The sequence below is a fragment of the Thermocrinis ruber genome, assembly GCF_000512735.1.
Lineage (GTDB): Bacteria > Aquificota > Aquificia > Aquificales > Aquificaceae > Thermocrinis > Thermocrinis ruber.
Map to the genome: position 1 here is coordinate 541,984 of NZ_CP007028.1, position 22,766 is coordinate 564,749.

General features: G+C 48.9%; 16 protein-coding genes, 2 tRNA genes, 3 rRNA genes and 1 pseudogene. 9 read left to right on the forward strand and 13 right to left on the reverse strand.

The genetic code is table 11. The features are described 5' to 3' along the window. Nucleotides 1-30: 30 nt before the first annotated feature. Nucleotides 31-1,245 (reverse strand): OmpP1/FadL family transporter, encoded by a 1,215-nt coding sequence (locus tag THERU_RS02945; RefSeq protein ID WP_025305796.1) that lies wholly within the window; start codon nucleotides 1,243-1,245, stop codon nucleotides 31-33. A 155-nt stretch (nucleotides 1,246-1,400) separates the two neighbouring features. Between THERU_RS02945 and THERU_RS02950 the strand changes: the two genes are divergently transcribed. Beyond that, nucleotides 1,401-2,495: a type IV pilus twitching motility protein PilT gene (locus THERU_RS02950; RefSeq protein WP_025305797.1), complete on the forward strand. Its 1,095-nt coding sequence runs from the start codon at nucleotides 1,401-1,403 to the stop codon at nucleotides 2,493-2,495. After that, entirely contained in the window at nucleotides 2,495-3,724 is a 1,230-nt protein-coding gene (locus THERU_RS02955) for a type II secretion system F family protein (protein WP_025305798.1), read from the forward strand. Before THERU_RS02950 ends, THERU_RS02955 begins: the two co-directional genes overlap by 1 nt. Here THERU_RS02955 and argJ read toward each other — a convergent pair. Then, on the reverse strand, nucleotides 3,721-4,857 hold the full coding sequence (gene argJ, locus THERU_RS02960) for a bifunctional glutamate N-acetyltransferase/amino-acid acetyltransferase ArgJ (protein WP_025305799.1): 1,137 nt from the start codon (nucleotides 4,855-4,857) through the stop codon (nucleotides 3,721-3,723). The genes THERU_RS02955 and argJ overlap by 4 nt on opposite strands. Nucleotides 4,858-5,130: 273 nt before the next feature. Here argJ and THERU_RS02970 point away from each other — a divergent pair, with 273 nt between their 5' ends. Next, a complete protein-coding gene (locus tag THERU_RS02970) occupies nucleotides 5,131-5,826 on the forward strand; it encodes a nucleotidyl transferase AbiEii/AbiGii toxin family protein (RefSeq protein WP_025305801.1) in 696 nt (231 codons plus the stop codon). Nucleotides 5,827-5,833: 7 nt separating this feature from the next. Continuing rightward, nucleotides 5,834-6,412, forward strand: a complete 579-nt coding sequence (gene hisB / locus THERU_RS02975) for an imidazoleglycerol-phosphate dehydratase HisB (protein WP_025305802.1) — start codon at nucleotides 5,834-5,836, stop codon at nucleotides 6,410-6,412. Here the strand turns inward: hisB and THERU_RS02980 are convergent. The 10 genes from THERU_RS02980 to THERU_RS03025 form a co-directional block, all read right to left on the reverse strand. Beyond that, nucleotides 6,409-6,768, reverse strand: coding sequence for an NADH-quinone oxidoreductase subunit A (locus tag THERU_RS02980; RefSeq protein WP_025305803.1), 360 nt, complete (start codon nucleotides 6,766-6,768; stop codon nucleotides 6,409-6,411). The genes hisB and THERU_RS02980 overlap by 4 nt on opposite strands. Next, nucleotides 6,765-7,424 (reverse strand): dihydrofolate reductase family protein, encoded by a 660-nt coding sequence (locus THERU_RS02985; protein WP_025305804.1) that lies wholly within the window; start codon nucleotides 7,422-7,424, stop codon nucleotides 6,765-6,767. Before THERU_RS02985 ends, THERU_RS02980 begins: the two co-directional genes overlap by 4 nt. Then, complete coding sequence (locus THERU_RS02990) at nucleotides 7,421-8,047, reverse strand: CDP-alcohol phosphatidyltransferase family protein (protein WP_025305805.1); 627 nt, start codon at nucleotides 8,045-8,047, stop codon at nucleotides 7,421-7,423. The genes THERU_RS02985 and THERU_RS02990 overlap by 4 nt, the downstream gene beginning before the upstream one ends. Further along, entirely contained in the window at nucleotides 8,044-9,045 is a 1,002-nt protein-coding gene (gene ilvC, locus THERU_RS02995; protein ID WP_025305806.1) for a ketol-acid reductoisomerase, read from the reverse strand. The genes THERU_RS02990 and ilvC overlap by 4 nt, the downstream gene beginning before the upstream one ends. Further along, nucleotides 9,046-11,853 (reverse strand): excinuclease ABC subunit UvrA, encoded by a 2,808-nt coding sequence (uvrA, locus tag THERU_RS03000; protein ID WP_025305807.1) that lies wholly within the window; start codon nucleotides 11,851-11,853, stop codon nucleotides 9,046-9,048. Nucleotides 11,854-11,875: 22 nt separating this feature from the next. Further along, nucleotides 11,876-11,995: ribosomal RNA gene (rrf, locus tag THERU_RS03005) — 5S ribosomal RNA — on the reverse strand. Between the two features lie 36 nt (nucleotides 11,996-12,031). Beyond that, nucleotides 12,032-14,967: ribosomal RNA gene (locus THERU_RS03010) — 23S ribosomal RNA — on the reverse strand. 79 nt (nucleotides 14,968-15,046) lie between these two features. After that, nucleotides 15,047-15,118: transfer RNA gene (locus THERU_RS03015), tRNA-Ala, on the reverse strand. A gap of 17 nt (nucleotides 15,119-15,135) precedes the next feature. After that, nucleotides 15,136-15,209: transfer RNA gene (locus tag THERU_RS03020), tRNA-Ile, on the reverse strand. An 80-nt stretch (nucleotides 15,210-15,289) separates the two neighbouring features. Further along, nucleotides 15,290-16,850, reverse strand: a 16S ribosomal RNA gene (locus THERU_RS03025). Together the 16S, 23S and 5S rRNA genes with 2 tRNA genes alongside form the textbook arrangement of a ribosomal RNA operon. A gap of 350 nt (nucleotides 16,851-17,200) precedes the next feature. On the opposite strand from THERU_RS03025, the gene argF reads away from it, so the two are divergent. Beyond that, nucleotides 17,201-18,118 (forward strand): ornithine carbamoyltransferase, encoded by a 918-nt coding sequence (argF, locus tag THERU_RS03030; protein WP_038532050.1) that lies wholly within the window; start codon nucleotides 17,201-17,203, stop codon nucleotides 18,116-18,118. Here the strand turns inward: argF and glmS are convergent. Continuing rightward, nucleotides 18,105-19,884, reverse strand: a pseudogene (gene glmS / locus THERU_RS03035) (glutamine--fructose-6-phosphate transaminase (isomerizing)). The gene argF and the pseudogene glmS overlap by 14 nt on opposite strands. Before the next feature lie 43 nt (nucleotides 19,885-19,927). Here glmS and def point away from each other — a divergent pair. Genes def through THERU_RS03055 form a run of 4 tightly spaced genes read left to right on the forward strand, consistent with a single transcriptional unit; the run spans nucleotide 19,928 to nucleotide 22,765 of the window. After that, the gene (gene def / locus THERU_RS03040) at nucleotides 19,928-20,446 is read left to right on the forward strand and encodes a peptide deformylase (RefSeq protein WP_025305810.1); all 519 of its coding nucleotides are present in this window, start codon (nucleotides 19,928-19,930) and stop codon (nucleotides 20,444-20,446) included. Next, on the forward strand, nucleotides 20,403-20,702 hold the full coding sequence (locus THERU_RS03045; RefSeq protein WP_025305811.1) for a septation protein SpoVG family protein: 300 nt from the start codon (nucleotides 20,403-20,405) through the stop codon (nucleotides 20,700-20,702). Before def ends, THERU_RS03045 begins: the two co-directional genes overlap by 44 nt. After that, nucleotides 20,695-22,332, forward strand: coding sequence for a cytochrome c biogenesis protein ResB (resB, locus tag THERU_RS03050; protein ID WP_025305812.1), 1,638 nt, complete (start codon nucleotides 20,695-20,697; stop codon nucleotides 22,330-22,332). Before THERU_RS03045 ends, resB begins: the two co-directional genes overlap by 8 nt. Then, on the forward strand, nucleotides 22,304-22,765 hold the full coding sequence (locus tag THERU_RS03055; RefSeq protein ID WP_038532377.1) for a YqhA family protein: 462 nt from the start codon (nucleotides 22,304-22,306) through the stop codon (nucleotides 22,763-22,765). Before resB ends, THERU_RS03055 begins: the two co-directional genes overlap by 29 nt. Nucleotide 22,766: the final 1 nt, after the last annotated feature.

Sequence of the window (22,766 nt, forward strand, 5' to 3'; positions counted from 1 at the left end):
AAGGGGGCAAAGCCCCCGAAGGATTAGTTTTTAGAACTTCCAGTTCAGACCAATGGAGATTGCATTTTGGGCATTTTGGGCTTCCACAAACATTGCACCCGAGCTATCTGTAGCACGCACCTTCTTGTTAAAGGCGTGCTTGTATGCAAGGTCTATGCCAAAGTTCTTGGTGAATTCATAACCAAAACCAAGGGTTATGTGATGCTCTGTGATGGCTGGGAAGCCTATAAGATTAAACACAGCGATATCAAAGTCGCTAAACTGTGCAGCAAAATTTGGGATTGTTTTGTTTTGAGTTGTATCTTTGACTCCACCCCTTATGGGAGACCTTCCGAAGTTGTATCCTGCCCTGAGGGCGAGCCTTTGCATTGGTTTGAACTCACCACCCAAAGCTATAACCCACTGGTCCTTCCATTGGAAGTGTTTGTATCCCTTTGCGTTCTTCCAGTTTATCCACCTGATGTCCATACCCACCTTGAGGTTATCCATAGGCTTTACACCAATACCAAAGGCAAGCTCTTGGGGTTGGGTTAGCTTAAGGTCTTCAAATTGTCCATTAAGGTCGCTATCAAACACCCTCTTATAAGTCATACTCACCGGGCTTTGGTATGTTAAACCCGCATACACAAAATCTCCCATGTTGTAGGCAACACCAAGCTGGGCACCAATGCCGAAGGTTTGAGATTGTCCGCCACCAAGATTTATAGGTCCAATTCCAATCCCCATATCCAAGGAACCATAAGCCAAATGCAGTGCACCGGATACAGAAATGGCATCGTTTACCTTGTAGGCAAGGGCTGGTATAATTCTCATAAACTGGAAGGTGGTGTGCATGTTGAGAAAGTTGATATCTTTATTCCTGTAGTCCACACCCATACCGGACACACCGAAAGCCCCTATACCGAAGGTAAGTTTGTCGTTGATCTGATGCACTATTCCCACTTCAGGAACCACAAACATCTTTGATTGGCTGGTGGCAGATGCCTCAGTGCCTGTGGGAAAGTTACTCTTTGCCTTTACTTCTGGGAAAAACAGAATTCCACCGAAGCTCATGTTAAAGCCCTTGTAGTAGCTCATCCATGCGGGGTTTCTGAAGATGGTGTCGGTGGGTCCTACGGGCATACCCACGCCTATACCACCCATACCCCTTGAAGCAGGAGACACACCTATAAGGTTGTCTCCGTTGGTGGCAAAGGAAAGACTTACAGCACCCAGCAGTGCGGACGCTAAGATAACTTTTCTCATGACATCACCTCCCTTTTGTTGATAGTGGGAATTTTACACCCTGCATTATGAAAAATGTCTTAAAATTTGCTTATAGGACTATAAGCCCTTACTATAGTTCTTCCTTTTCTCAGGATAGTTTAAAATGGAAAAGAAGGGAGTTTTTGATGAAGCCGATGGATAGACAACAAAATCAAGAAATAAGGCTTGTAGAAATACTCTATAAAGCAACTGTTTTAAAGGCATCGGACGTTCATATAACCGCAGGTTCAAGACCTGTGGTCCGAATAGACGGAAAGATAACACCTTTGATGGAATATCCCATCCTGACTCCAGAAATGACGCAAAGACTGCTCTACTCAGTTATGTCCGAAAAACACAGGAAGCAGTTGGAAGAAAAGGGCCAAGTAGATTTTTCCTTTGGTGTGAAGGATGTAGGCAGGTTCCGTGCTAACGTTTTCTTCCAGAGAGGTTCTGTAGCTGGAGCCTTCAGAAGGCTCCCCAGCGAAATAATGACCATTGATGAGATAGGACTTCCCAGAAAGGTATTGGAGCTCTGTCATAGAAGTATGGGGCTTGTTCTCGTCACCGGTCCCACTGGCTCTGGTAAAACCACAACTCTGGCTACTCTCATCAATTACATAAACGAAAACTTCCCTCATCACATAATAACCATAGAGGACCCTATAGAGTATGTGTTCCACCACAAAAAGAGTATAGTAAATCAGAGGGAGATAGGTGAAGATGTGGATAACTTTGCGGATGCCCTCAGGGCAGCACTTCGTGAAGACCCAGATGTGATCCTTGTGGGAGAAATGAGGGATTTAGAAACAATGGAAATAGCCCTCAGGGCAGCGGAGACGGGGCACTTGGTCTTTGGAACTTTGCATACTAACACCGCAGTTTCAACCATCACCCGTATAATAGATGTTTTCCCTCCAAACCAACAGGAGCAAATTAGAATACAGCTTTCCTTTGTTCTGCAAGGGGTTATTTCTCAAAGACTCATACCCAAAATAGGCGGAGGTAGGGTTCTGGCATATGAACTGCTTATTCCTAACACTGCCATTAGGAGTTTAATAAGGGAAAACAAACTGCAACAGATATACTCCATCATGCAAAACGGACAAGCAGAAACGGGCATGCAAACCATGAACCAATCCTTAGCCAGCCTTTACAAAAGCGGTCTTATAACCCTGGAGGATGCATTCAGGTATTCTCCAGATATCAAAGAACTGGAAAGAATGCTTGGTGTTAGGAGTCAAGTGTAATGCCAAGGTTTAGATACAAAGCAATAGATGAAACAGGGAATGTGATTGAACGGGAAGTGGTGTATCCAAGTGAAGAGGTTCTTCTGGGAGAGCTTGCAAGAAGCGGTCTTTCTTTAGTGAGAATAGAGAGAATAGACGAAGAAGAAAAGGAGAAAAAATCCATAAAGATAACACTTCCCTTTGGTGGGGGTGTAAGCGACCAAGACATATCCATTTTCTGCAGACAGCTTGGCACAATGATCAACGCAGGTCTCAGCGTGGTGGATGCTTTGGACATAATAGCAGAACAGTTGCCAAACAAAAGACTCTCAGAAGCGGCGAAGGATGTGTCTGCCAAGGTCAGAGAGGGTATGTCAGTATCCGCCGCCATGCAAAGGCATCCAAAGGTTTTTCCGGAGTTTGTGGTAAATCTGGTAAGGGTTGGTGAAGAGACGGGTAGTTTGGATACCTCACTGCTAAAAGCTGCGGAATATTACGAGAAGATTGCTATGATAAAGAGTAAGATAAAAAGCGCTTCCTTCTATCCCACCTTTGTGGTTGTGGTGGCCACTTTAATCGTTTCTGGTATTCTTTACTTTTTGGTTCCTACTTTTGCGCAGATATACGAAGGGTTGGGAGGAGAGTTGCCTTTGCCAACTCAGATGTTGATAGCAGCGTCAAACGCCCTGAGAAATAGCCTTCCAGCAATAATAGCATTTATAGTGATTTTTTCCTGGATTTTTAGATATCTTTACAGAAATAACTACACCTTCAGAAAGGCTATACACAGGCTTTCCCTCAGGGTACCAAAGATGAACGATCTGGTGGTAAAGAGTACGATGGCAAAGTTTGCCAGAACAATGGCTACCCTCTTTTCCTCAGGTGTTGCCTTAGAGAGAGCCTTTGAAATAGCGGGGCAGACGGCGGGTAATATCGTAATAAAGGAAGCTGTTGATCAGGCAAGAAAGGCAGTTATGGAAGGAGAGCCTATGTACAAAGCCCTTGACAAAACGGGTCTCTTCCCAAAGATTGTCATAGCTATGATAAGAGTGGGAGAGGATACTGGTAGGCTTGACGACATGCTAGAAACTATAGCAAGATTTTACGAAGATGAGTTTGACAAAACGGTTGATGGTCTCATAAAGCTTATAGAACCCATGTTGATTGTGTTCATAGGTGGCGTGGTGGGGCTCATACTCATAGCCCTTTACTTGCCCATATTCAAGCTTGGTGAGCTTATAAAGAGCTAAGTTGTGTATTCCGCATTGATCTTTATGTAATCGTAGGTTAGGTCCGAGGTGTAGTAGGTCCAGCTTTCCTTGCCTTCCCTTAGGTCTAAAGTGATTTCAATTTCTCTGTTTTCCTCCAAGTACTTTTTGGCGGACTCTACTGCCTTCGGATGGGGCTTTCCATCATAGACGAGATGGCTTCCTATATAAACTCTCAGCTTAAACTGGTCTATAGGGAATGGAGTGGAACCGGCACTGGCGACTATCCTGCCCCAGTTAGGGTCTCTTCCAAATATGGCAGTTTTAACCAGGTTTGAGGTGGCGATCTTTTCCGCTATGGTTTTAGCTTTTAGGCTTATGGATGCGTTTTTGACAACCACTTTGATGATCCGAGTGGCACCTTCCCCATCCTCTACGATCTTTTTAGCCAAGCTAAGGGAAACCTCCTCCAAAGACTGCCTTAGATTTTCCAAGTCCTCCTTCATAAACCCAAGGCTTATGATGCCAAAGCTATCGTTAGTACTGGTGCACCCATCTACGCTTATGGAATTAAATGTCCTTTCGTTTATTTCTCTATGAAGTTTCCTAAGGACATCACCTTCTACCTCCGCGTTGGTAAAGATAAAACTCAGCATGGTTGCCATCTGGGGATGTATCATGCCCGCACCCTTTGCAAAGCCAAATACCTCTAAAGCACCCTTTTTGACAAAGGCATACTTGGGAAATCGGTCTGTGGTGGAGATTACCTCGCTTGCCCTCTTTAGGTCCAACGGTTCCAATATCCTACAGGCGGAGGCTATACCCTCAAGAACGCTTTCTATGGGCAAGGGCTTTCCTATAATTCCAGTGGAAAAGACAAGGACCTCCCTATAGTCAATGTCTAAATGCTTGGCGGTTTCTCTTGCCATCATTTCCGCATGGATTATACCCTCCTCTCCTACTCCACAGTTGGCGTTCCCACTGTTTATAACCAATGCCCTTATGGTATCCCTTTCCCTTAGGACTCTTTCTGAGTATATAACGCTTGCGGACTTGAAGTGATTGGTTGTAAAGAGAAAAGATGCGGTGCAAGGATGTGGCAAAAGGATTACCAAAATGTCCGGCTTGTTGCCCGCTTTTAAACCACCCTTTCCAACTCCCATTAAAACTTCCATAGCATAGATTATAACTGGATTTAGATGAGAGATTATCTTAGATTAAATTAAATGCTATGCGTTCAGGTTATATTAAACCAAAGAGATATATAGTTTGGAGCACGGACAAAGAAATAAACCTTGATGACCCTTTCCAAAGAAAATGGTATATACAGCAGGTTTTAACATATGGAAGGACAGAAGACATTATGGAGCTTGATTGGGAAGAGGTCAGGAGACTTTTACCTGAGCTGAGGCTTCCAGAAACAATAAGGGCGTTGTGGGAGGAATATTTTGCTTCTAAAGGGCAAAGGGATCATAACTGACTTACAAAGGAAGATTTTACTAGTCTTTTCTGAAATACCAGGAAGTGAGATGTTCTACCTAACAGGCGGGACAGCTTTATCAGAGTTCTATTTAGCCCACAGGAGGTCCTATGACCTTGATCTTTTTACTACCGAGAAAGGCTTTGCAATCCAATTTTCACATACCTTTGAGGAGACAATGAAGAAACTTTTTCAGGTTAAGACCATAAGAAGATTATTAAACTTCGCTGAGTTTGAAGTGTCAGATGGAATTGCGCAAACAAAGGTTCAAATAGCCCTTGATTCAACCTTCAGGTTTGGAGAACCTGTGGATTCAGACATAGGTATTAAAGTTAATGACTACACAGATTTAATAGTTGATAAACTTCTTGCGTTTTTTGGAAGAGTGGAACCCAGGGATGCTGTTGATCTGTTTTTTATCTTGAAAAATGAAGATTTTTGGAAACTAACAGAGCTTGCCAAACAAAAAGATCTAGGGTTTGATCTATACTGGTTGGCTGTTGCTTTAAAAGAAGTTGAAAGTTTTCCAGACCAGATTGAACTTTGGGCTGTTGATATGATAGAGCCAGTGGACCCAAGAGAAATAAAGGCGAAATTTTCAGAGCTAAGAATTGAAATATTAAGGAGAATAGAAGAAGCTAAAGGACTTGGTTTTAATCTATAATTTTTCCATGCGAAAAGCAAAAGTTCTGAGGGAAACAAGGGAGACTCAGATTGAACTGGAGATTAACCTGGATGGCTCTGGGAGGTTCAACGTTAGCACACCGGTAGGTTTTCTCACACACATGGTTGAAACCTTTGCCCGGCACGGACGCTTTGACCTTGAACTGAAGGCAAAGGGAGATGTACATGTTTCCCATCACCACACGGTGGAGGATGTGGGCATAACCTTGGGCATGGCGGTGCTTGAAGCCTTGGGAGACAAAAGGGGCATTCAAAGGTATGGTTATAGCATTGTTCCCATGGATGAAGCTTTGGTCTTGTGTAGCATTGATATTTCTGGCAGACCTCTTTTCTTTTATGAAGACTTAGGATTGCGTGGAAAGATCACAGACTTTGACTTTGAGCTTATATGGGAGTTCTTCAAGGGCTTTGCCTTGGAATCCAAAAGCACATTGCATATAAGGGTTTTATCCGGAAGGATCCTCCACCACATTGCTGAAGCTTGCTTTAAAGCCTTTGCCTTAGCCTTAAAGCAGTCTGTTTCTCTGGTGGGTGGAGAGCTTCCCTCCACAAAGGAAAAGCTCTAAATCTGCCACTTTAGGGCACCCTTCCTCCAAGCATAAACAAAGCCCAAAAAGAGTATGGCTATGAACAAAACCGCCTCAATGAGCCCGTATATGCCGATGTCTTTGAAGACAACCGCCCAAGGGAACAAGAAGGCAACCTCTATGTCAAAGAGAATGAGCAAAAGTCCCAGCAGATAATAGCCTTGCTTGAAGGTGCCCCTTGCTTCTGGGTCATACAGAGGCACACCGCATTCGTAAGGATAATCCTCCATCTTTTCCTTGATCCTTGGTCCAAGGATACTGTTTGCTACGGTGAAAACAAAACCGACCCCCAACGCTATCACAAAAAAAATCAAAATCCCCAAGTATTCGTTCATCTTACCACCTCCCATTCAGTGATCAGGTGATGTCCCCTCTTGAAGTGGGCTCTAAGTCTTAGATTGAGAACGTTCTTCAGACTCTTAAAGCCCTCCCCACCCACTAAGGTGGGTACATTCTCCCCACCCACTATAACAGGCAGGTGTATAAGCCTTATTTCATCCACATACCCCCTCTTGACGAACTCCCAGTTTATGGAGGACCCACCCTCCACCATAAGGCTCTTTATACCCCTCTCGTAGAGCATGGGAAGGAGCTTGTCAAAATCCACAAGGTCCTCGCCCACTATCCAAACCTCTGCACCCAGCTCCCTGATCTTTTCTATCCTCTCCTTTGGAGCCCTCAGGGTGGAAACTATTATGGTGGGTGCGTCCTTTGAAAAGATGTTGGCGTCTAAGGGCACGTTGGCGGTGGAGCATGGTATTATACGCACAGGGTTTTTACCTTCCGCGTACCTAACCGTTAGGCTTGGGTTATCTGTCCTTACCGTCTCACAACCCACCATTATGCCATCCACCTTAGCCCTTATTTCGTGTAAATACCTGTATGCCTCCATATCCATAAGACTCATCAGCTCTTTACTTGAAGCCCCCCGGTAGAGGGTGAGCTTTCCGTCCACACTAACCTCAGAGACTATGATCACATAGGGCCTCATTCTTCGTACACCTTTCCGAAATGTTTATACAGATATGCTATGCGCAAAAATAGGGAAAGCAGTGTAAGGAGTGCGATAAGCTTTATGCCAAAGGAGAGTCCCAAGGGCATGTTGAACCTCTCAAGGACCGCAAAAAGGGCTAAGGTAAGGTGGGTTTCGGGTCTTCCAAAGAAGCCTACCCCCTCCAAAGGATCCTGGATTTTTCCTTTAATCCTCGCACTGTAGCCTATTTCTGAATAGACCACCGGCTTTATGAAAGAGTGTAGCATGGATGCGGTAATTGCCAGTATGGCTGTAAAGGGACCCGCATATAGGTATCCTACGGTGCCAAGCACAAAGCCATCCACCCACTTGTCCGCCAACCAATCAAAAACCGCACCGAACTTTGAAGCCCTTTCAGAGAGCCTTGCTACCACGCCATCCATAAGGTCCAAAAGCCCAGAGAGAAGCAAAAAACCCACCGCGGTTAAAAGTTTGCCATGCCAGAAAAAGTAGGCGGATAGCATGCCCGTTATAACAGACAGCAAGGTTATAAAGTTAGGAGGAAGGTGTAGCCTGTAGAGGGCAACGCCCAAGGGCGTGTAGAGCTTTTTTAAAGATTCCCTTCTTTTAGTCAGGTTCATTTTAGCTCCTTACCCGTGATCCAAGGCATCATCTTTCTGAGTTCTTCTCCTACCTTTTCTATAAGGTGGTGTCTATCTCTCTCAAGGAGGGCATGAAAGACAGGTCTTCCTGCTTGATTTTCAAGGACCCACTCCCTTGCAAACTCACCTTTTTGGATCTCCTCAAGGGCTTCTTTCATCAAGGGCTTAACTACCTTGTAAATTCTCTCACCTCGGGTGAGGTCCCCATACTTGGCAGTGTCTGAAATGGAATATCTCATACCCGCTATACCGTATTGGTATATTAAATCTACGATCAGTTTTAGCTCGTGCAAGCATTCAAAGTAGGCAACCTCTGGCTGGTAGCCTGCTTCCACGAGGGTTTCAAACCCTGCCTTTATTAAGGCAGTTACACCACCGCACAGAACCATCTGTTCCCCAAAGAGGTCTGTTTCTGTCTCCTCTTTAAAGGTGGTTTCTATCACACCCGCCCTAGTACATCCAAGGGCTTTGGCGTAAGCCAGGGCTTTTTCTTTGCAGTTGCCGGAGGCATCTTGATAGATGGCTACCAGGGCAGGCACACCTTTACCCTCTTCATACATCCACCTTACCAAATGCCCAGGTCCCTTGGGTGCCACCATAAAAACGTCCACATCCTTTGGTGGAACTATCTGCTTGAAGTGTATGTTAAAGCCGTGGGCAAAGGCTAAGGTTTTCCCAGGGTTTAAGTGAGGCTCCACGCACTGTTTGTAGAGTTCCGGTTGCACAGGGTCTGGCGTCAAAAACATTATAATGTCCGCCCTCTTTACCGCTTCTGAGGGTTCGTAAACCTCAAATCCATCCCTCTGTGCCTTTTCCCTTGACTTGCTGGTTGGATGTAGCCCAATTATCACATCAATGCCACTGTCCCTGAGGTTGAGGGCATGGGCATGCCCCTGACTGCCATAACCTAAAATGGCTACCCTTTTACCTTTTAGCGCTTCTAAACTGGCATCTCCGTCATAGTATATTTTTGCCATCTAAGCCCTCCTGTTTAAAGCTTCTATCCTATGATTATACTTCAAATACTCTTTAAGATATTGCCCTGTGTAGGAGTTAGGATTTTCCATCACCTGCTCTGGAGTCCCCTCTGCTACAATGTACCCGCCCCTGTCTCCACCTTCAGGACCCAAATCTATGATCCAGTCCGCACACTTTATCACATCCAGGTTATGCTCTATAACCACAACCGTGTTTCCCCTATCCACGAGCCTTTGGAGAACCTCTATTAGTTTTTTCACGTCGTCCATGTGTAGCCCAGTGGTGGGCTCGTCCAAGAGGTAGAGGGTCCTTCCTGTTTCCTTCTTTGAAAGCTCTCGGGCGAGCTTGATCCTCTGGGCTTCTCCACCGGAAAGGGTAGTAGCCGGTTGCCCCAGCTTTATATACCCAAGCCCCACATCCCTCAAAAGTTCAAGCCTTCTGCGTATGGGAGGATGATGATAGAAGAATTCGTAGGCTTCATCCACGGTCATGTCTAATACTTCCGCTATGTTTTTACCCTTATAGAGCACTTCTAAGGTCTCCCTGTTGTATCGGGTCCCTTTGCACACTTCACAGGTCACATACACGGGTGGCAAAAAGTGCATTTCTACCTTTATCACACCCTCTCCTTGACATGCTTCGCACCTTCCACCCGGCACATTAAAGGAGAACCTACCCGGTGTGTAACCCCTTGCCCTTGCGGTAGGCGTCTGGGCAAACAGGTTTCTTATTGAGTCAAACAGCTTTGTGTAAGTAGCGGGATTGCTTCTGGGAGTTCTACCGATGGGAGACTGATCCACGTTGATAACATAGTCAAAGTACTCAAGCCCCTCTATACTATCCACCCCTTCCACATCCACGTTGCCACCATAGAAAAGTCCCCTCGCATACTCCCAAAGTATGTCGTATATTAGTGTGGATTTTCCACTACCGGAGACCCCCGTTACACACACAAAGAGACCCACCGGAATCTGGACGGTTATGTTTTTCAAATTGTGCTTTCTGGCGTTGATTATTTTTAGCCACCTCTTGCCCGGAGGTCTTCTCTTTTCTGGCAGAGGTATGCCCTGCCTACCAGAAAGGTAGGCACCTGTTAAAGAGTTTGGATTGTTCATTATATCCTCAGGTGTACCTTCTGCTACTACATAACCTCCGTTTTTCCCAGCTCCTGGACCGAGGTCTATGATCCAATCAGCAGAGAGTATAGTCTCCGGATCGTGCTCCACCACTATGACTGTGTTGCCAAGGTCCCTAAGGTCCTTGAGGGTTTCTATGAGCTTATGGGTGTCTCTGGGATGCAAACCAATGGAGGGTTCATCCAAAACATATAGCACACCCGTTAGCTTGGAGCCTATCTGGGTGGCAAGCCTTATCCTTTGCATTTCTCCCCCAGAGAGGGTGGTTGCACTGCGTGCTAAGTCCAAATAGTCCAAGCCTACCTTTATCAAAAAGCTAAGCCGGTCGGTGATCTCCTTTATGAGCCTTTCTCCCACTATGCGGTCTTTGCCTGTCAATCTTTCGTAGGTTTCCTTGAAGAATTCCATAGCCTGTCTTATAGGCATACTACATACTTGGTATATGTTTTTACCGTTTAAGAGCACGGAGAGGGCTTCTGGTCTTAGCCTTGAACCTCCACAGGCAGGGCACGGTCTTTCCTTTATATACTCTCCGATTTCTTCTCTCAGCCTTTCTGAATCCTCTTCCAAAAAGCGTCTTTCAAGGTGTGGAATTATGCCTTCAAATTCTGTATTTAGCACCTTACCCCCATAAAGAATGAGCTCTTTAACAGAATTGGGCAGTTCTCCAAAGGGTGTTTCTGGATGGTAGCCAAGCCTTCTCAGTATGTTGGCAACAGGGTATCTAAGGTAGTCAAAAAAGCCGTTTTTTGTAATCCTAAAGGCATCTACCGCAGGTTCTTTTTCATCCACCAGAAGCTTGAGGTTGATCTCCCACCTTACACCAAGCCCCTTACACGTAGGACACGCACCGTAAGGAGAGTTAAAGGAAAAGAGTCTTGGTGTTAACTCTGGCACCGAAAAGCCATGTTCGGGACAGGTCCTACTCTGACTGAATATTAGTTCCTTTCCACCGTCCACATCGTCAATTTTCACAAGACCCTTTGAATGTTCAAAGGCTTTCTCTATGGCGTTTAAAGCCCTTGCTCTTTCATCCTCTTCCAAAACGAATCGGTCTATTACAAGGTCAATATCATGCTTTTTGTTTTTTTCCAAAGGTGGAACATCCACTATGCGGAGATACTCTCCATCCACTTTAACCCTACTGTAGCCCTTTTTGTCAAGTTCCCTCAGGAGGTCCCTAAATTCCCCCTTTTTGCCTCTGACCAAAGGTGCCAAAATTGTGATCCTTTTGCCTTTTAAATCTTCGTACACCTTTTCCAAGATCTCATGGGCGGATAGTCCTTCCAAAAGCCTTCCGCACTCTGGGCAGTGGGGCTTTCCCACGTTTGCCCAAAGGACCCTCATGTAATCGTAAATTTCTGTGACTGTTCCTACCGTTGAGCGAGGGTTTTTAGAGGTGGTCTTTTGGTCTATGGCTATGGCGGGAGATAGCCCTTCTATAACGTCCACCTCCGGCTTTTCCATAACACCTAAGAATTGACGGGCGTAAGAGGAAAGGGATTCTACGTACCTCCTTTGCCCCTCCGCATATATGGTATCAAAGGCTAAAGAAGATTTCCCACTGCCGGATGGACCAGTTATGACTATAAGTTTGTTTTTGGGAATTTTTAGGTCTATGTTCTTTAGGTTGTGCTGTCTTGCACCTTTTATGATGATGTGGTCGTACATGGGTGAATAAGTATAAAATAAACCCCCGGGACGACCTACTTTCCCGTGCCGTTCGCCCGGCACAGTATCATCGGCGCTGGAGGGCTTAACTGCCGGGTTCGGAATGGAAACCGGGTGTTTCCCCTCCGCTATGGTCCCGAGGGAATCTTGGCAACTCAATAGGTCTTTCTTCCTGTGGGTGTGCAAGTCGAACGGGCTATTAGTACCGCTCGGCTACACCCCTTGCGGAGCTTCCACCTGCGGCCTATCAACGTGGTAGTCTCCCACGGCCCTTCAGGGAGTCCTTATCTTGGGGTGGGCTTCGCGCTTAGATGCTTTCAGCGCTTATCCCGTAGCAGGATGGCTACCCGGCGCTACCTCTGGAGAGATAACCGGTACACCAGAGCCTGCCCCGTCCCGGTCCTCTCGTACTAGGGACGGACCCCCTCAAGACTCCTGCGCCCGCGGCGGATAGGGACCGAACTGTCTCGCGACGTTCTGAACCCAGCTCGCGTCCCCCTTTAATGGGCGAACAGCCCAACCCTTGGGACCTGCTTCAGCCCCAGGATGGGGGGAGCCGACATCGAGGTACCAAACCTCCCCGTCGATGTGGGCTCTCGGGGGAGATTAGCCTGTTATCCCCGGAGTAGCTTTTATCCGCTGATCACCGGCCCTTCCCCGTGGGACCGGTGGGTCACTAGGCCCCGCTTTCGCGTCTGCTCGGCCTGTCGGCCTCACAGTCAGGCACCCTTCTGCCCTTGTACTCTACGGCGGATTTCCGACCCGCCTGAGGGTACCTTTGGACGCCTCCGTTACCTTTTAGGAGGCAGCCGCCCCAGCTAAACTGCCCACCTGGCACGGTCCCCGCCGAGGTTAACTCGGCTGGGTTAGGGTCTCAGCCTATCCAGGGTGGTATCTCACCGGCGCCTCCATCCCTCCCGGAGGAGGGACTTCACTGGCTCCCACCTATCCTGCGCAGGATAGGCTAAGACTCAGTACCAGGCTGCAGTGAAGCTTCACGGGGTCTTTCCGTCCTGCCGCGGGTAGCCGGCGTCTTGACCGGCATCACAATTTCGCCGGGACTCTCCTCGAGACAGTGCGGCACTCGTTGGGCCATTCATGCAGGTCGGAACTTACCCGACAAGGAATTTCGCTACCTTAGGACCGTCAGAGTTACGGCCGGCGTTTACCCGGGCTTCGGTTTGGGGCTTGCACCCCGCCCCTTCACCTACGGGCACTGGCCAGGCTTCAGACCACATACAGCCCCTTACGGGTTTGCGTAGTCCTGTGTTTTTGGTAAACAGTCGGCACCGCCCGGTCTCTGCGACCCGCAGAAGCTTACGCCGCGAGGGCTTCACCTCCACGGGCCCCCTTCTTCCGAAGGTACGGGGGCAACTTGCCGAGTTCCTTGAGGAGAGTTCCCCCGACGCCTTAGGCTACTAACCCAGCCCACCTGTGTCGGTTTCCGGTACGGGCAGCGGTGCTTCAACGCCAGCGCCGTTGTTTCTCGGCAGTGTGGCGTCAGGAGAGTTACCCCATCGGCTCTCGGAGTATAGGGTGACGGATTTGCCTGCCACCCCCTCCTACTACCTTGGACCGGCATTCCATAGCCGGCTCTCCCTAGCCTCCTGCGTCACGACTCTGGCTCCACACCGCTGGCGCGGGAATGTTGACCCGCTTCCCATCGGCTACGCCTTTCGGCCTCACCTTAGGGTCCCGGCTAACTGGCGGATGATTTACATTGCCGCCAAAACCTTGGGCTTCCGGCGGACAGGTTTCTCACCTGTCTTCGCTGCTACTCATGCCAGGATTCTCACTTCCCTGCAGTCCATCCCACCTTACGGTGGGACTTCAGCCCACAGGGAACGCTCCCCTACCGCTCGCTTACGCGAGCCCGCAGCTTCGGTACCGGGCTTAAGCCCCGCTAAATTTTCGGCGCACGGCCGCTCGGCCGGTCAGCTGTTACGCACTGTTTAAAGGATGGCTGCCTCTAAGCCAACCTCCCGGCTGTCTTAGCAGCCGCACATCCTTCCCCACTTAGCCCGGATTTTGGGACCTTAGCTGGCGGTCTGGGCTGTTTCCCTCTCGTCCACCGGAGCTTATCCCCCGGGGACTGACTGCCACCCTACCTATCCCGGCATTCGGAGTTTGGCAGGGTTCGGTACCCCTCTCGGGGCCCTAGCCCAACCAGTGGCTCTACCTCCGGGAAGGAACGGGTGACGCTAGGCGTCGACCTATTTCGGGGAGAACGAGCTATCACGGAACGCGATTGGCTTTTCACCGCTACCCACACCTCATCGGACGGTTTTGCAGCACCGACCCGTTCGGGCCTCCAGACGGAATTACCCGTCCTTCACCCTGGGCATGGGTAGATCGTTCCGCTTCGCGTCTGCCCCCAGCGACTTAACGCCCTATTCGGACTCGCTTTCGCTACGGCTTCGCCTAACGGCTTAACCTCGCCGCTGAGGACAACTCCCTGGCTCATTTTGCAAAAGGCACGCAGTCGGGCCCACAGGACCCTTCCACTGGCTTGTGGATCCGGGGTTTCAGGTTCTATTTCACTCCCCTTCCGGGGTTCTTTTCACCTTTCCCTCACGGTACTATGCGCTATCGGTCTGCCCGGAGTACTTAGCCTTGGAGGGAGGTCCCCCCTGATTCCCACGACCTTCCACGAGGGCCGTGGTACTTGGGATCGTACCCCCGGGAGACTTCTCACCTTTAGCCTACGGGGCTTTCACCCTCTATGGCGGAGCATTCCAGCTCACTTCGGCTAGGTGGAAGTTTTGTAACTCCCTGAGAGGCTGGCGGACCTCTCCGGGTACGTCCCGCAACCCCGCACGAGCTACGGCCGCCACCATGGCACCCGTGCGGTTTGGGCTGGTCCCCTTTCGCTCGCCGCTACTCGGGGAGTCTCGTTTTGATTTCCTTTCCTGGGGCTACTAGAAGGTTTTACTTCGCCCCGTATCGGCTCCGCTTAACGCGGATGACAGGGCTCAACGCCCTGCCGGGTTTCCCCATTCGGGCATCCGGGCCTCACAGGCATTTTGCGCCTCCACCCGGCTTATCGTAGCTTTACACGCCCTTCATCCCCTCGGGCAGCCGAGGCATCCACCCCGGACCCTTACTAACTTGCACACCCACAAGGAAGAAAGACCTATTCAGTTGCCAAGTTAACACGGGTTCATTGCTGAACCCGCTACCTGCCTTGTAAGCATGGAGATGGAGGGATTTGAACCCTCGACCTCCTGCTTGCAAAGCAGGCGCTCTCCCGCTGAGCTACATCCCCTGCTGTGCCCCAGACAATGGGCCTCGGTGGACTTGAACCACCGACCTTGCCCTTATCAGGGGCACGCTCTAACCGACTGAGCTAGAGGCCCTTGGGAGAGCAACTCAATAGGGAGGAAGAACCCGATCTCATCTTATTGGCGGGACAAGCCTGAAAACTTGACTCCGTTAAAAAGGAGGTGATCCAGCCGCAGGTTCCCCTACGGCTACCTTGTTACGACTTCGCCCCAGTTGCCAGCCTTCCCATCGTCCCCTGCCTCCCTTGCGGGTTAGCTCGGGGCCTTCCGGGAAGACTGACTTCCGTGGCGTGACGGGCGGTGTGTGCAAGGCCCGAGAACGTATTCACGGCGGCTTAGCTGATCCGCCATTACTACCGATTCCGGCTTCATGAGGGCGAGTTTCAGCCCTCAATCTGCACCATGACCAGGTTTGGGGGATTTGCTCCCCATTACTGGGTCGCATCCCATTGTCCTGGCCACTGTAGCGCCTGTGTTGCCCCGGGCATAAAGGGCATACTGACCTGACGTCATCCCCACCTTCCTCCGGCTTATCGCCGGCAGTCCCCTTAGAGTGCTCCCCATTCGGGGTAGCAACTAAGGGCAGGGGTTGCGCTCGTTGCGGGACTTAACCCAACATCTCACGACACGAGCTGACGACGGCCATGCACCACCTGTGGTGGGATTCCGTCCAGAGGACGGCACCCCTCGCTTTCGCAAGGGTTTCCCACCATGTCAAGCCCGGGTAAGGTTTTTCGGTTAGCATCGAATTGAACCAGACGCTCCACCGGTTGTGCGGGCCCCCGCCAATTCCTTTGAGTTTCAGGCTTGCGCCCGTACTCCCCAGGCGGGGCGCTTACCGCGTTAGCTGCGGCACCGCCACGAGGACGACGCCAAGCGCCCATGGTTTACGGCTGGGACTACCCGGGTATCTAATCCGGTTTGCTCCCCCAGCTTTCGTCCCTGACCGTCAGGACAGCTCCAGCAGGCTGCCTTCGCCTTCGGTGTTCCTCCCGATATCTACGCATTTCACCGCTACACCGGGAATTCCGCCTGCCTGAGCGTGCCTCAAGACAGGCAGTTCGGTACGCCGTTCCACCGTTGAGCGGTGGGCTTTGACGCACCGCTTACCCGTCCGGCTGCGGACGCTTTACGCCCAGTGAATTCGCGCAACGCTCGGGACCTACGTATTACCGCGGCTGCTGGCACGTAGTTAGCCGTCCCTTCCTCTGGGGGTACCGTCATGCCCTGGGATTATTCACCCCAGGACACATCGTCCCCCCCGACAGGGGTTTACACCCCGAAGGGCTTCATCCCCCACGCGGCGTCGCGGGGTCAGGCTTTCGCCCATTGCCCACGATTCCCCACTGCTGCCCCCCGTAGGGGTGTGGGCCGTGTCTCAGTCCCACTGTGGCCGGCCACCCTCTCAGGCCGGCTACCCGTCATAGGCTTGGTAGGCCGTTACCCCACCAACTACCTGATGGGCCGCGAGCCCCTCCCTGGGCGGTAGCATGCCCGTGAAGGGCAGAGGCCACCTTTCACCGGGAGACCTTAGTGGTCCCCGGCTATATAGGGTATTAGCCCCCCTTTCGGAGGGTTATCCCCTTCCCAGGGGCAGGTTACTCACGTGTTACTCACCCGTTTGCCGCTGAGGGGCTCATCACCCCTCCGCACGACTTGCATGTGTTAGGCACGCCGCCAGCGTTCGCGCTGAGCCAGGATCAAACTCTTCAGGAAAACCTCGGGTTCTTCCTCCCTATTCAGTTGCCAAGTTGACAAGGGGCTTTAAACTTTCGCCCCTCAGTTCCCCTTACGGGGATTTTGATCTTAATTATAACTTAACAGCTCAAACTTGTCAAGCACTTTTCAACAAGGGGCTTTTTACGCCCCTCAGTTTTTCTTAAGTGTTTTTTAATTATAGCTCAACTACCGAACTTTGTCAAGTGCTTTTTAACAAGGGACTTTGAACTTTCGCCCCTCAACCTTGCTCAAGATATTATTAATTATACACCATTCTTCATAGGATGTCAAGGGGTAAAAACTCTCCACAAAAAACCCTTTTTCCGCTTGGTTTATAATACTAGCTTATGATAAGGCATTTTATTGATCTGTGGGACATTACAGTAGAGGAAGGATGGCTAGTATTAGATGATTCCCTTAGGATAAAGGAAGGGGCACCCCAAGAGAAAATTTTGGAAGGTAAATACTTTGCCCTTATATTTACAAAACCGTCCACCCGCACAAGGGTATCCTTTGAGATTAGCATAAGAAAGTTAGGTGGTGAGGTTATGTTCCTTCAGGAAAACAACCTCCAGTTGGTGAGGGGAGAGGACCTAAAAGACACCGCACGGACCCTTTCAAGGTATTTGGACGGTGTAGTGATACGCACTGATTCCCACGAAAAGCTCAAAGAGTTTGCCGGTTATTCATCCATTCCGGTCATAAACGCCCTGACGGATATGTCCCATCCTTGTCAGGTCCTCAGTGATGTTTTTACTCTTTACGAACGCTTTGGGGAGGGCATAAAGGATCTCAAGATCGCTTACGTGGGAGATGGTAATAACCTTTGCAACACCTGGCTTGTGGCTGCTGGGCTATTTGGCCTAAAGCTTTTTGTTTCTACTCCTGAGGGTTATGAGCCTTCCTCTTACTACTATCAGGCGGGAGAAGACCTTTGCAAAATCACGGGCGGTAGCATCTATCTTACTCCCAACCCAGTGGAGGCGGTAAAGGACGCGGATGTGGTATATACGGATGTTTGGGTGAGTATGAACCAGGATAGGGATGAGGAGAAGTTGCAAGCCCTAAAAAACTATCAAGTAAACAGTGAGCTCTTGAAGCACGCAAAGGACACCGTACTGGTGATGCACTGCCTGCCTGCCAAAAAGGGAGAAGAGATCACGGAGGATGTGTTTGAAAGGTTTGTAGACTTTATCTTCACACAGGCGGAGAACAGGGTATATGCCCAGATGGGACTCTTAAAGCTTTTATTCACTCAACAGTGACGGTCTTTGCCAAGTTTCTCGGCTGATCCACATCCAAGCCCAAGTAGTCTGCAATATAGTAGGCAAAGAGCTGTAAGGGAAGCACTGTCAAGAAGGGGCTCAGTTCCTCTGCCACCTGGGGAATTTCAATAAAGTCCTTTGAAAGCTTTCTGAGGTTTTCATCGCCCTCAAAGCCGACGGATATAACGATACCTTTTCTTGCGAGAACTTCCTCTATGTTGGAGAGGATCTTTTCATAAACCCTATCCCTTGGGGCTACCACCACAACGGGCATGTGCTGGTCTATAAGGGCTATGGGACCGTGTTTCATCTCGCCCGCAGGATAACCCTCCGCGTGTATGTAAGAAATTTCCTTCAGCTTTAGGGCGCCCTCTAAGGCAACTGGGTAGCTTAGATACCTTCCCAAGTAGAGAAGGTTCTTCTTTTGGGAATAGTTAAGCGCTACCTCCTTTATGCCCTCAGCCTTTGACAGAACTTCCTCCATAAGGTTGGGAACCTTCAAAAGCTGGTTTATAAGATTTTCCCTCTCTGGATGTTCGCTTATAGCTAAGGAAAAGAGAACTGCCAGTTGGCAGGTAAAGGTTTTGGTTGCTGCAACACCTATCTCGGGTCCTGCGTGGGTGTATAGGGTGTAATCAGACTCCCTGCTCAGGGCACTGCCCATCACGTTCACGATAGACAACAAAACTGCACCCTTTTCCTTGGCAGATAGGGCAGAAAAGCGTGTATCTGCAGTTTCGCCCGATTGGGATATGGCAATCACCAAGTCTCCCTCTCCTATGGGAGTGTCCGAATACCTGAGCTCCGAAGCGTACGATACCTCCACAGGAACACCCACAAACCTTTCAAAGCCAGTATTTTCCTATAAGTCCTGCGTGATAGGACGTTCCGCAGGCGGTTATAACGATCCTTCTAAAGTCCTTTAGGGAGAAGGGTAGTTCGTAATCTCGGGAAATGTAGCCCTTTATTGTATCTGCCACTGCCCGAGGTTGTTCAAAGATCTCTTTTAGCATAAAGTGTTTGAAACCTCCCTTCTCGGCGGATAGCAGGTCCCACTGAACAGTTATAGATTCCTTTACCTTTAGATTGCCCTCAAAGTCGTAGATGCTAACACCATCCGGAGTAATGTCTGCTATCTCTCCATCCTCCAAAGGTATAACCTTTTTGGTAAAGGGAAGCAAAGCTGGAATATCCGAAGCCAGAAAGTTTTCACCCTCTCCAAGTCCTACCACCAGAGGACTTCCGTACCTTACGCCCACTATGCGGTTAGGTTCCATAGAACTGATTACCGCAAAGGCATACGCCCCCTTTAGCATAGGTAGGACCTTCAGCACAGCCCTTAGGAGGTCTCCCTCGTAGTTAAGGGAAATCAGATGCACTATAGCTTCTGTGTCCGTCTCGGAAACGTACTTTACACCCCTTGAGATTAGATACTCCTTTAGCTCTCGGTAGTTTTCTATAATGCCGTTATGTACCAAGGCAAAACGTCCTTCACCGTCGGTGTGAGGGTGGGCGTTTAGCTCACATACACCCCCATGGGTAGCCCATCGGGTGTGCCCTATGCCAGTGGTAGCGTTGAGTTCCTTTCCCCACAGGCTCCTTATCAGTTCCCTTATCTTACCTACCTTCTTATCCACAAAGATCCGTCCCTCTTCCAGAAGGGCAACGCCAGAGGAGTCGTAGCCTCTGTATTCAAGGCGTTCCAGGGCTTCCAAAAGTATAAAGATCGCCCTCCTTTTGCCTGTGTATCCAACTATACCGCACATTTGGGATGTATTTTAACACTGCATGGTTTAAATTATTCACACTATGGCTGTAAGGAAGATTGTCCGATTTCCAGACCCTATTTTGAAAACCCCCACCCTAAAGGTGGATGTTATAGACAGAGATATAGTAAAGCTCGTGGAGGACATGTTTGAAACCATGTATCATGCAGAGGGTGTGGGCTTGGCAGCAAATCAGATAGGAGAACCCCTCCGCATAATGGTCATAGATACATCCCCAAAAAAGGAGTCTCCTCCTGTAAAGCTGGTGCTCATAAACCCCGAGCTCTTGGAGGGACAGGGTAGCATAAAATACAGGGAAGGTTGCCTATCCTTCCCCGGTCTTACGGTGGAGGTGGAGAGATACCAAAAGGTAAGGTTCAGGGCTATGGACCTAAAGGGAGAGATAAAGGAGTATGAGTTGGAGGGATTTCCCGCCATAGTATTCCAGCACGAACTGGACCATCTGGATGGCATCACCTTTATAGACAGGGTGAATGGTCTTAAGAGGAGGTTAGCCCTTGAAAGATACGCCAAACTCCAACGACAGGGTACCGGAGGTTGAGCTTCTGAAGTTTTACCCCTTTGAAGTAAGCGCCAAAAGACCTCGCCTTTTGGGCTATGCAGATGTTAAGATAGACGAGATAATAATAAGGGGCATAAAGCTCTTTGAGGCAAAAAACGGCGGACTCTTTATCCAACTGCCAGCCATAAATCAAGGTGGAAAGGACTACCCGGTGGTGGAGATAAAATCTAAAGTTCTCCTTGACAGAATAAGGAGGAAGGTAGTAGATTACTATAAGGCTCTTGAGAATGCTTAAAGGCTATGCCTTTTTGATCCTCTCCTCAGTATTTTTTCTTGGGGTAGTTATTGCAGGGCTCTTTCATCTCAAGCAGGTTGGAATTCATTATTTTGCCCTTTTGTTTGTCTCGGGTTTTCTGTTTGCAGTGTCCTTTTTGAAGTTCCTCTGGGATAGCCTAAGGGCACTCTACCGAGACTACAAAAAGTTTAACAGCCTTCCTGTCTTTCTCTTTGAGTTTTTTGCCAGTATAAAGCTTGCCATATTTTTGATGATCGCCATAGGCATTCTCTCTATGCTAGGTTCCACCTACATAGAACAAAACAGACCCTTTGAATTTTATGTGAATAAGTACGGTCCGGCGAAGGCAGAGTGGTTTTGGAAGCTGTGGCTAAACGATGTTTTTCACTCATGGTATTACATCCTGTTTGTTGCTTTGCTTGCCCTAAACCTGATCCTCTGCTCTTACAAGAGACTGCCCAGCGTGTGGAAGCATACCTTTTCGAAGGAGAGGTTTCAAAAACTGGACGAGCACTTGGAAAAACACCTAAAACCCATAGAGGTCAAGATAAACCCGGACAAGGAAAAGGTCATAAGATTTCTCCAGTCAAAGGGCTTTAAGGTTTATGCGGAGGAAGAAGGAAACAGGATTTACCTTTACGGAGAAAAGGGTAAATACTCCCGGCTTGGGGTTTATGTGGTACATATAGCCCTACTTGTGATAATGGCAGGGGGACTAATAGACGGACTCTTTGGAAAGAGGGGCATGGTCATTGTGCCGGAGGGTGCAAGAGAAAACATAATGACAAGCCTTAGCCAGGATAAGGTCTATAGGCTTCCCTTTCAAATTAAGGTAAATGCCTTTCACATAGTTTCCTACGAAGAGGAGGCAAAGAGAAAGGGAAAGGAGTTTAAAGGGGACCCAAAGGTAAAGGATGCCATTGCAAGCTTTGAAAGTGAAATAGAGATCATAGAGAACGGCAGGGTGGTCGCCAAAGGAACAGTGGCTGTAAACAAGCCCTTTGAGTACGGAACCTACAGAATATTCCAGGCTAGCTACGGGCTAACGGGCAGTGCGGGCTATGTTAAGCTTTCTGTCTTTGACAGAAGAGTCCTTCCGGAGGACCCCCAAAGGGCGCTTTTGGGAACGGTGGAGCTCAGGGCTGGGCAGGTGGCAGAGTTTAAAGACATGCTCCTTTCCATTGACAGGTCTGTGTTGAACTTAGAAAACCCAGAGGACACAGAACATCTAAAGCCTGCCCTGATGATAAAGGTGCTAAAGGATGGAAAATCCTACGATGTACCGGTTATTTACTCTCCTGAGCTTACCATCTTTGCCTTCTTTCAACTTAGGGAACTTTCTGACTTTCCTTACATATTCTTCTTAGAGGACTTTAGACCTCAATTTTTTAGTGGTCTGCAGGTTTCCTACAGCCCGGGTACCACTTTGATCTGGGGAGGTTCTATACTTTTGGTTTTGGGACTGGTCTTAGCCTTCTACACCATCCACCGTAAAGTTTGGGCAAGGATAGAAGGAAACAGCCTTAAAATATCCTTTTGGTCCCACAAGCTACGGGAAGAGTTCAGAAGGAGCTTTATAAAGGACCTGGAGGAACTCGGTTATGTGGAGAAGAATTTTAGAGAGCGGTAAGGCAATAGCCCTCTTACCGTCCCTTAGTTTGTTTTTGGGTGCGGTCTTTTTGAGTTTTTACGGCATTTATATCTTGCTTGAGACACTATACAAGGCATTTACTGACGAGGCTACCAGAGACAGCACCATCCTTGCCACCAAGTTCATATCGGTGATGGACATTCACCTCCTTTCTGTGGTTCTGTACATCTTTGCGGTAGGGCTCTATGAACTTTTCGTGGGGAAGCTTCAAGTGCCCGAGTGGCTAAAGATAGAAAACATAGACCAGCTAAAGTCCAAGCTTGCAAGCGTGATTGTGCTGATCCTTGCCATCACCTTTACAAAGAAATTTGTAGAATGGAAAAACCCCTTGGATACTCTCCTCTTTGGTTTGGCAGTATCTGCGGTTATCGCGGTGCTTATCTTTTACTACAAAATCAAATCGGAACATTGAG

Bases quoted from the DNA above. Each gene is read 5' to 3' on its own strand.
- THERU_RS02945 (WP_025305796.1), bottom strand. From the start codon at position 1,245: ATGAGAAAAGTTATCTTAGCGTCCGCACTGCTGGGTGCTGTAAGTCTT.
- THERU_RS02950 (WP_025305797.1), top strand. From the start codon at position 1,401: ATGGATAGACAACAAAATCAAGAAATAAGGCTTGTAGAAATACTCTAT.
- THERU_RS02955 (WP_025305798.1), top strand. From the start codon at position 2,495: ATGCCAAGGTTTAGATACAAAGCAATAGATGAAACAGGGAATGTGATT.
- argJ (WP_025305799.1), bottom strand. From the start codon at position 4,857: ATGGAAGTTTTAATGGGAGTTGGAAAGGGTGGTTTAAAAGCGGGCAAC.
- hisB (WP_025305802.1), top strand. From the start codon at position 5,834: ATGCGAAAAGCAAAAGTTCTGAGGGAAACAAGGGAGACTCAGATTGAA.
- THERU_RS02980 (WP_025305803.1), bottom strand. From the start codon at position 6,768: ATGAACGAATACTTGGGGATTTTGATTTTTTTTGTGATAGCGTTGGGG.
- THERU_RS02985 (WP_025305804.1), bottom strand. From the start codon at position 7,424: ATGAGGCCCTATGTGATCATAGTCTCTGAGGTTAGTGTGGACGGAAAG.
- THERU_RS02990 (WP_025305805.1), bottom strand. From the start codon at position 8,047: ATGAACCTGACTAAAAGAAGGGAATCTTTAAAAAAGCTCTACACGCCC.
- ilvC (WP_025305806.1), bottom strand. From the start codon at position 9,045: ATGGCAAAAATATACTATGACGGAGATGCCAGTTTAGAAGCGCTAAAA.
- uvrA (WP_025305807.1), bottom strand. From the start codon at position 11,853: ATGTACGACCACATCATCATAAAAGGTGCAAGACAGCACAACCTAAAG.
- argF (WP_038532050.1), top strand. From the start codon at position 17,201: ATGATAAGGCATTTTATTGATCTGTGGGACATTACAGTAGAGGAAGGA.
- def (WP_025305810.1), top strand. From the start codon at position 19,928: ATGGCTGTAAGGAAGATTGTCCGATTTCCAGACCCTATTTTGAAAACC.
- resB (WP_025305812.1), top strand. From the start codon at position 20,695: ATGCTTAAAGGCTATGCCTTTTTGATCCTCTCCTCAGTATTTTTTCTT.
- THERU_RS03055 (WP_038532377.1), top strand. From the start codon at position 22,304: ATGTGGAGAAGAATTTTAGAGAGCGGTAAGGCAATAGCCCTCTTACCG.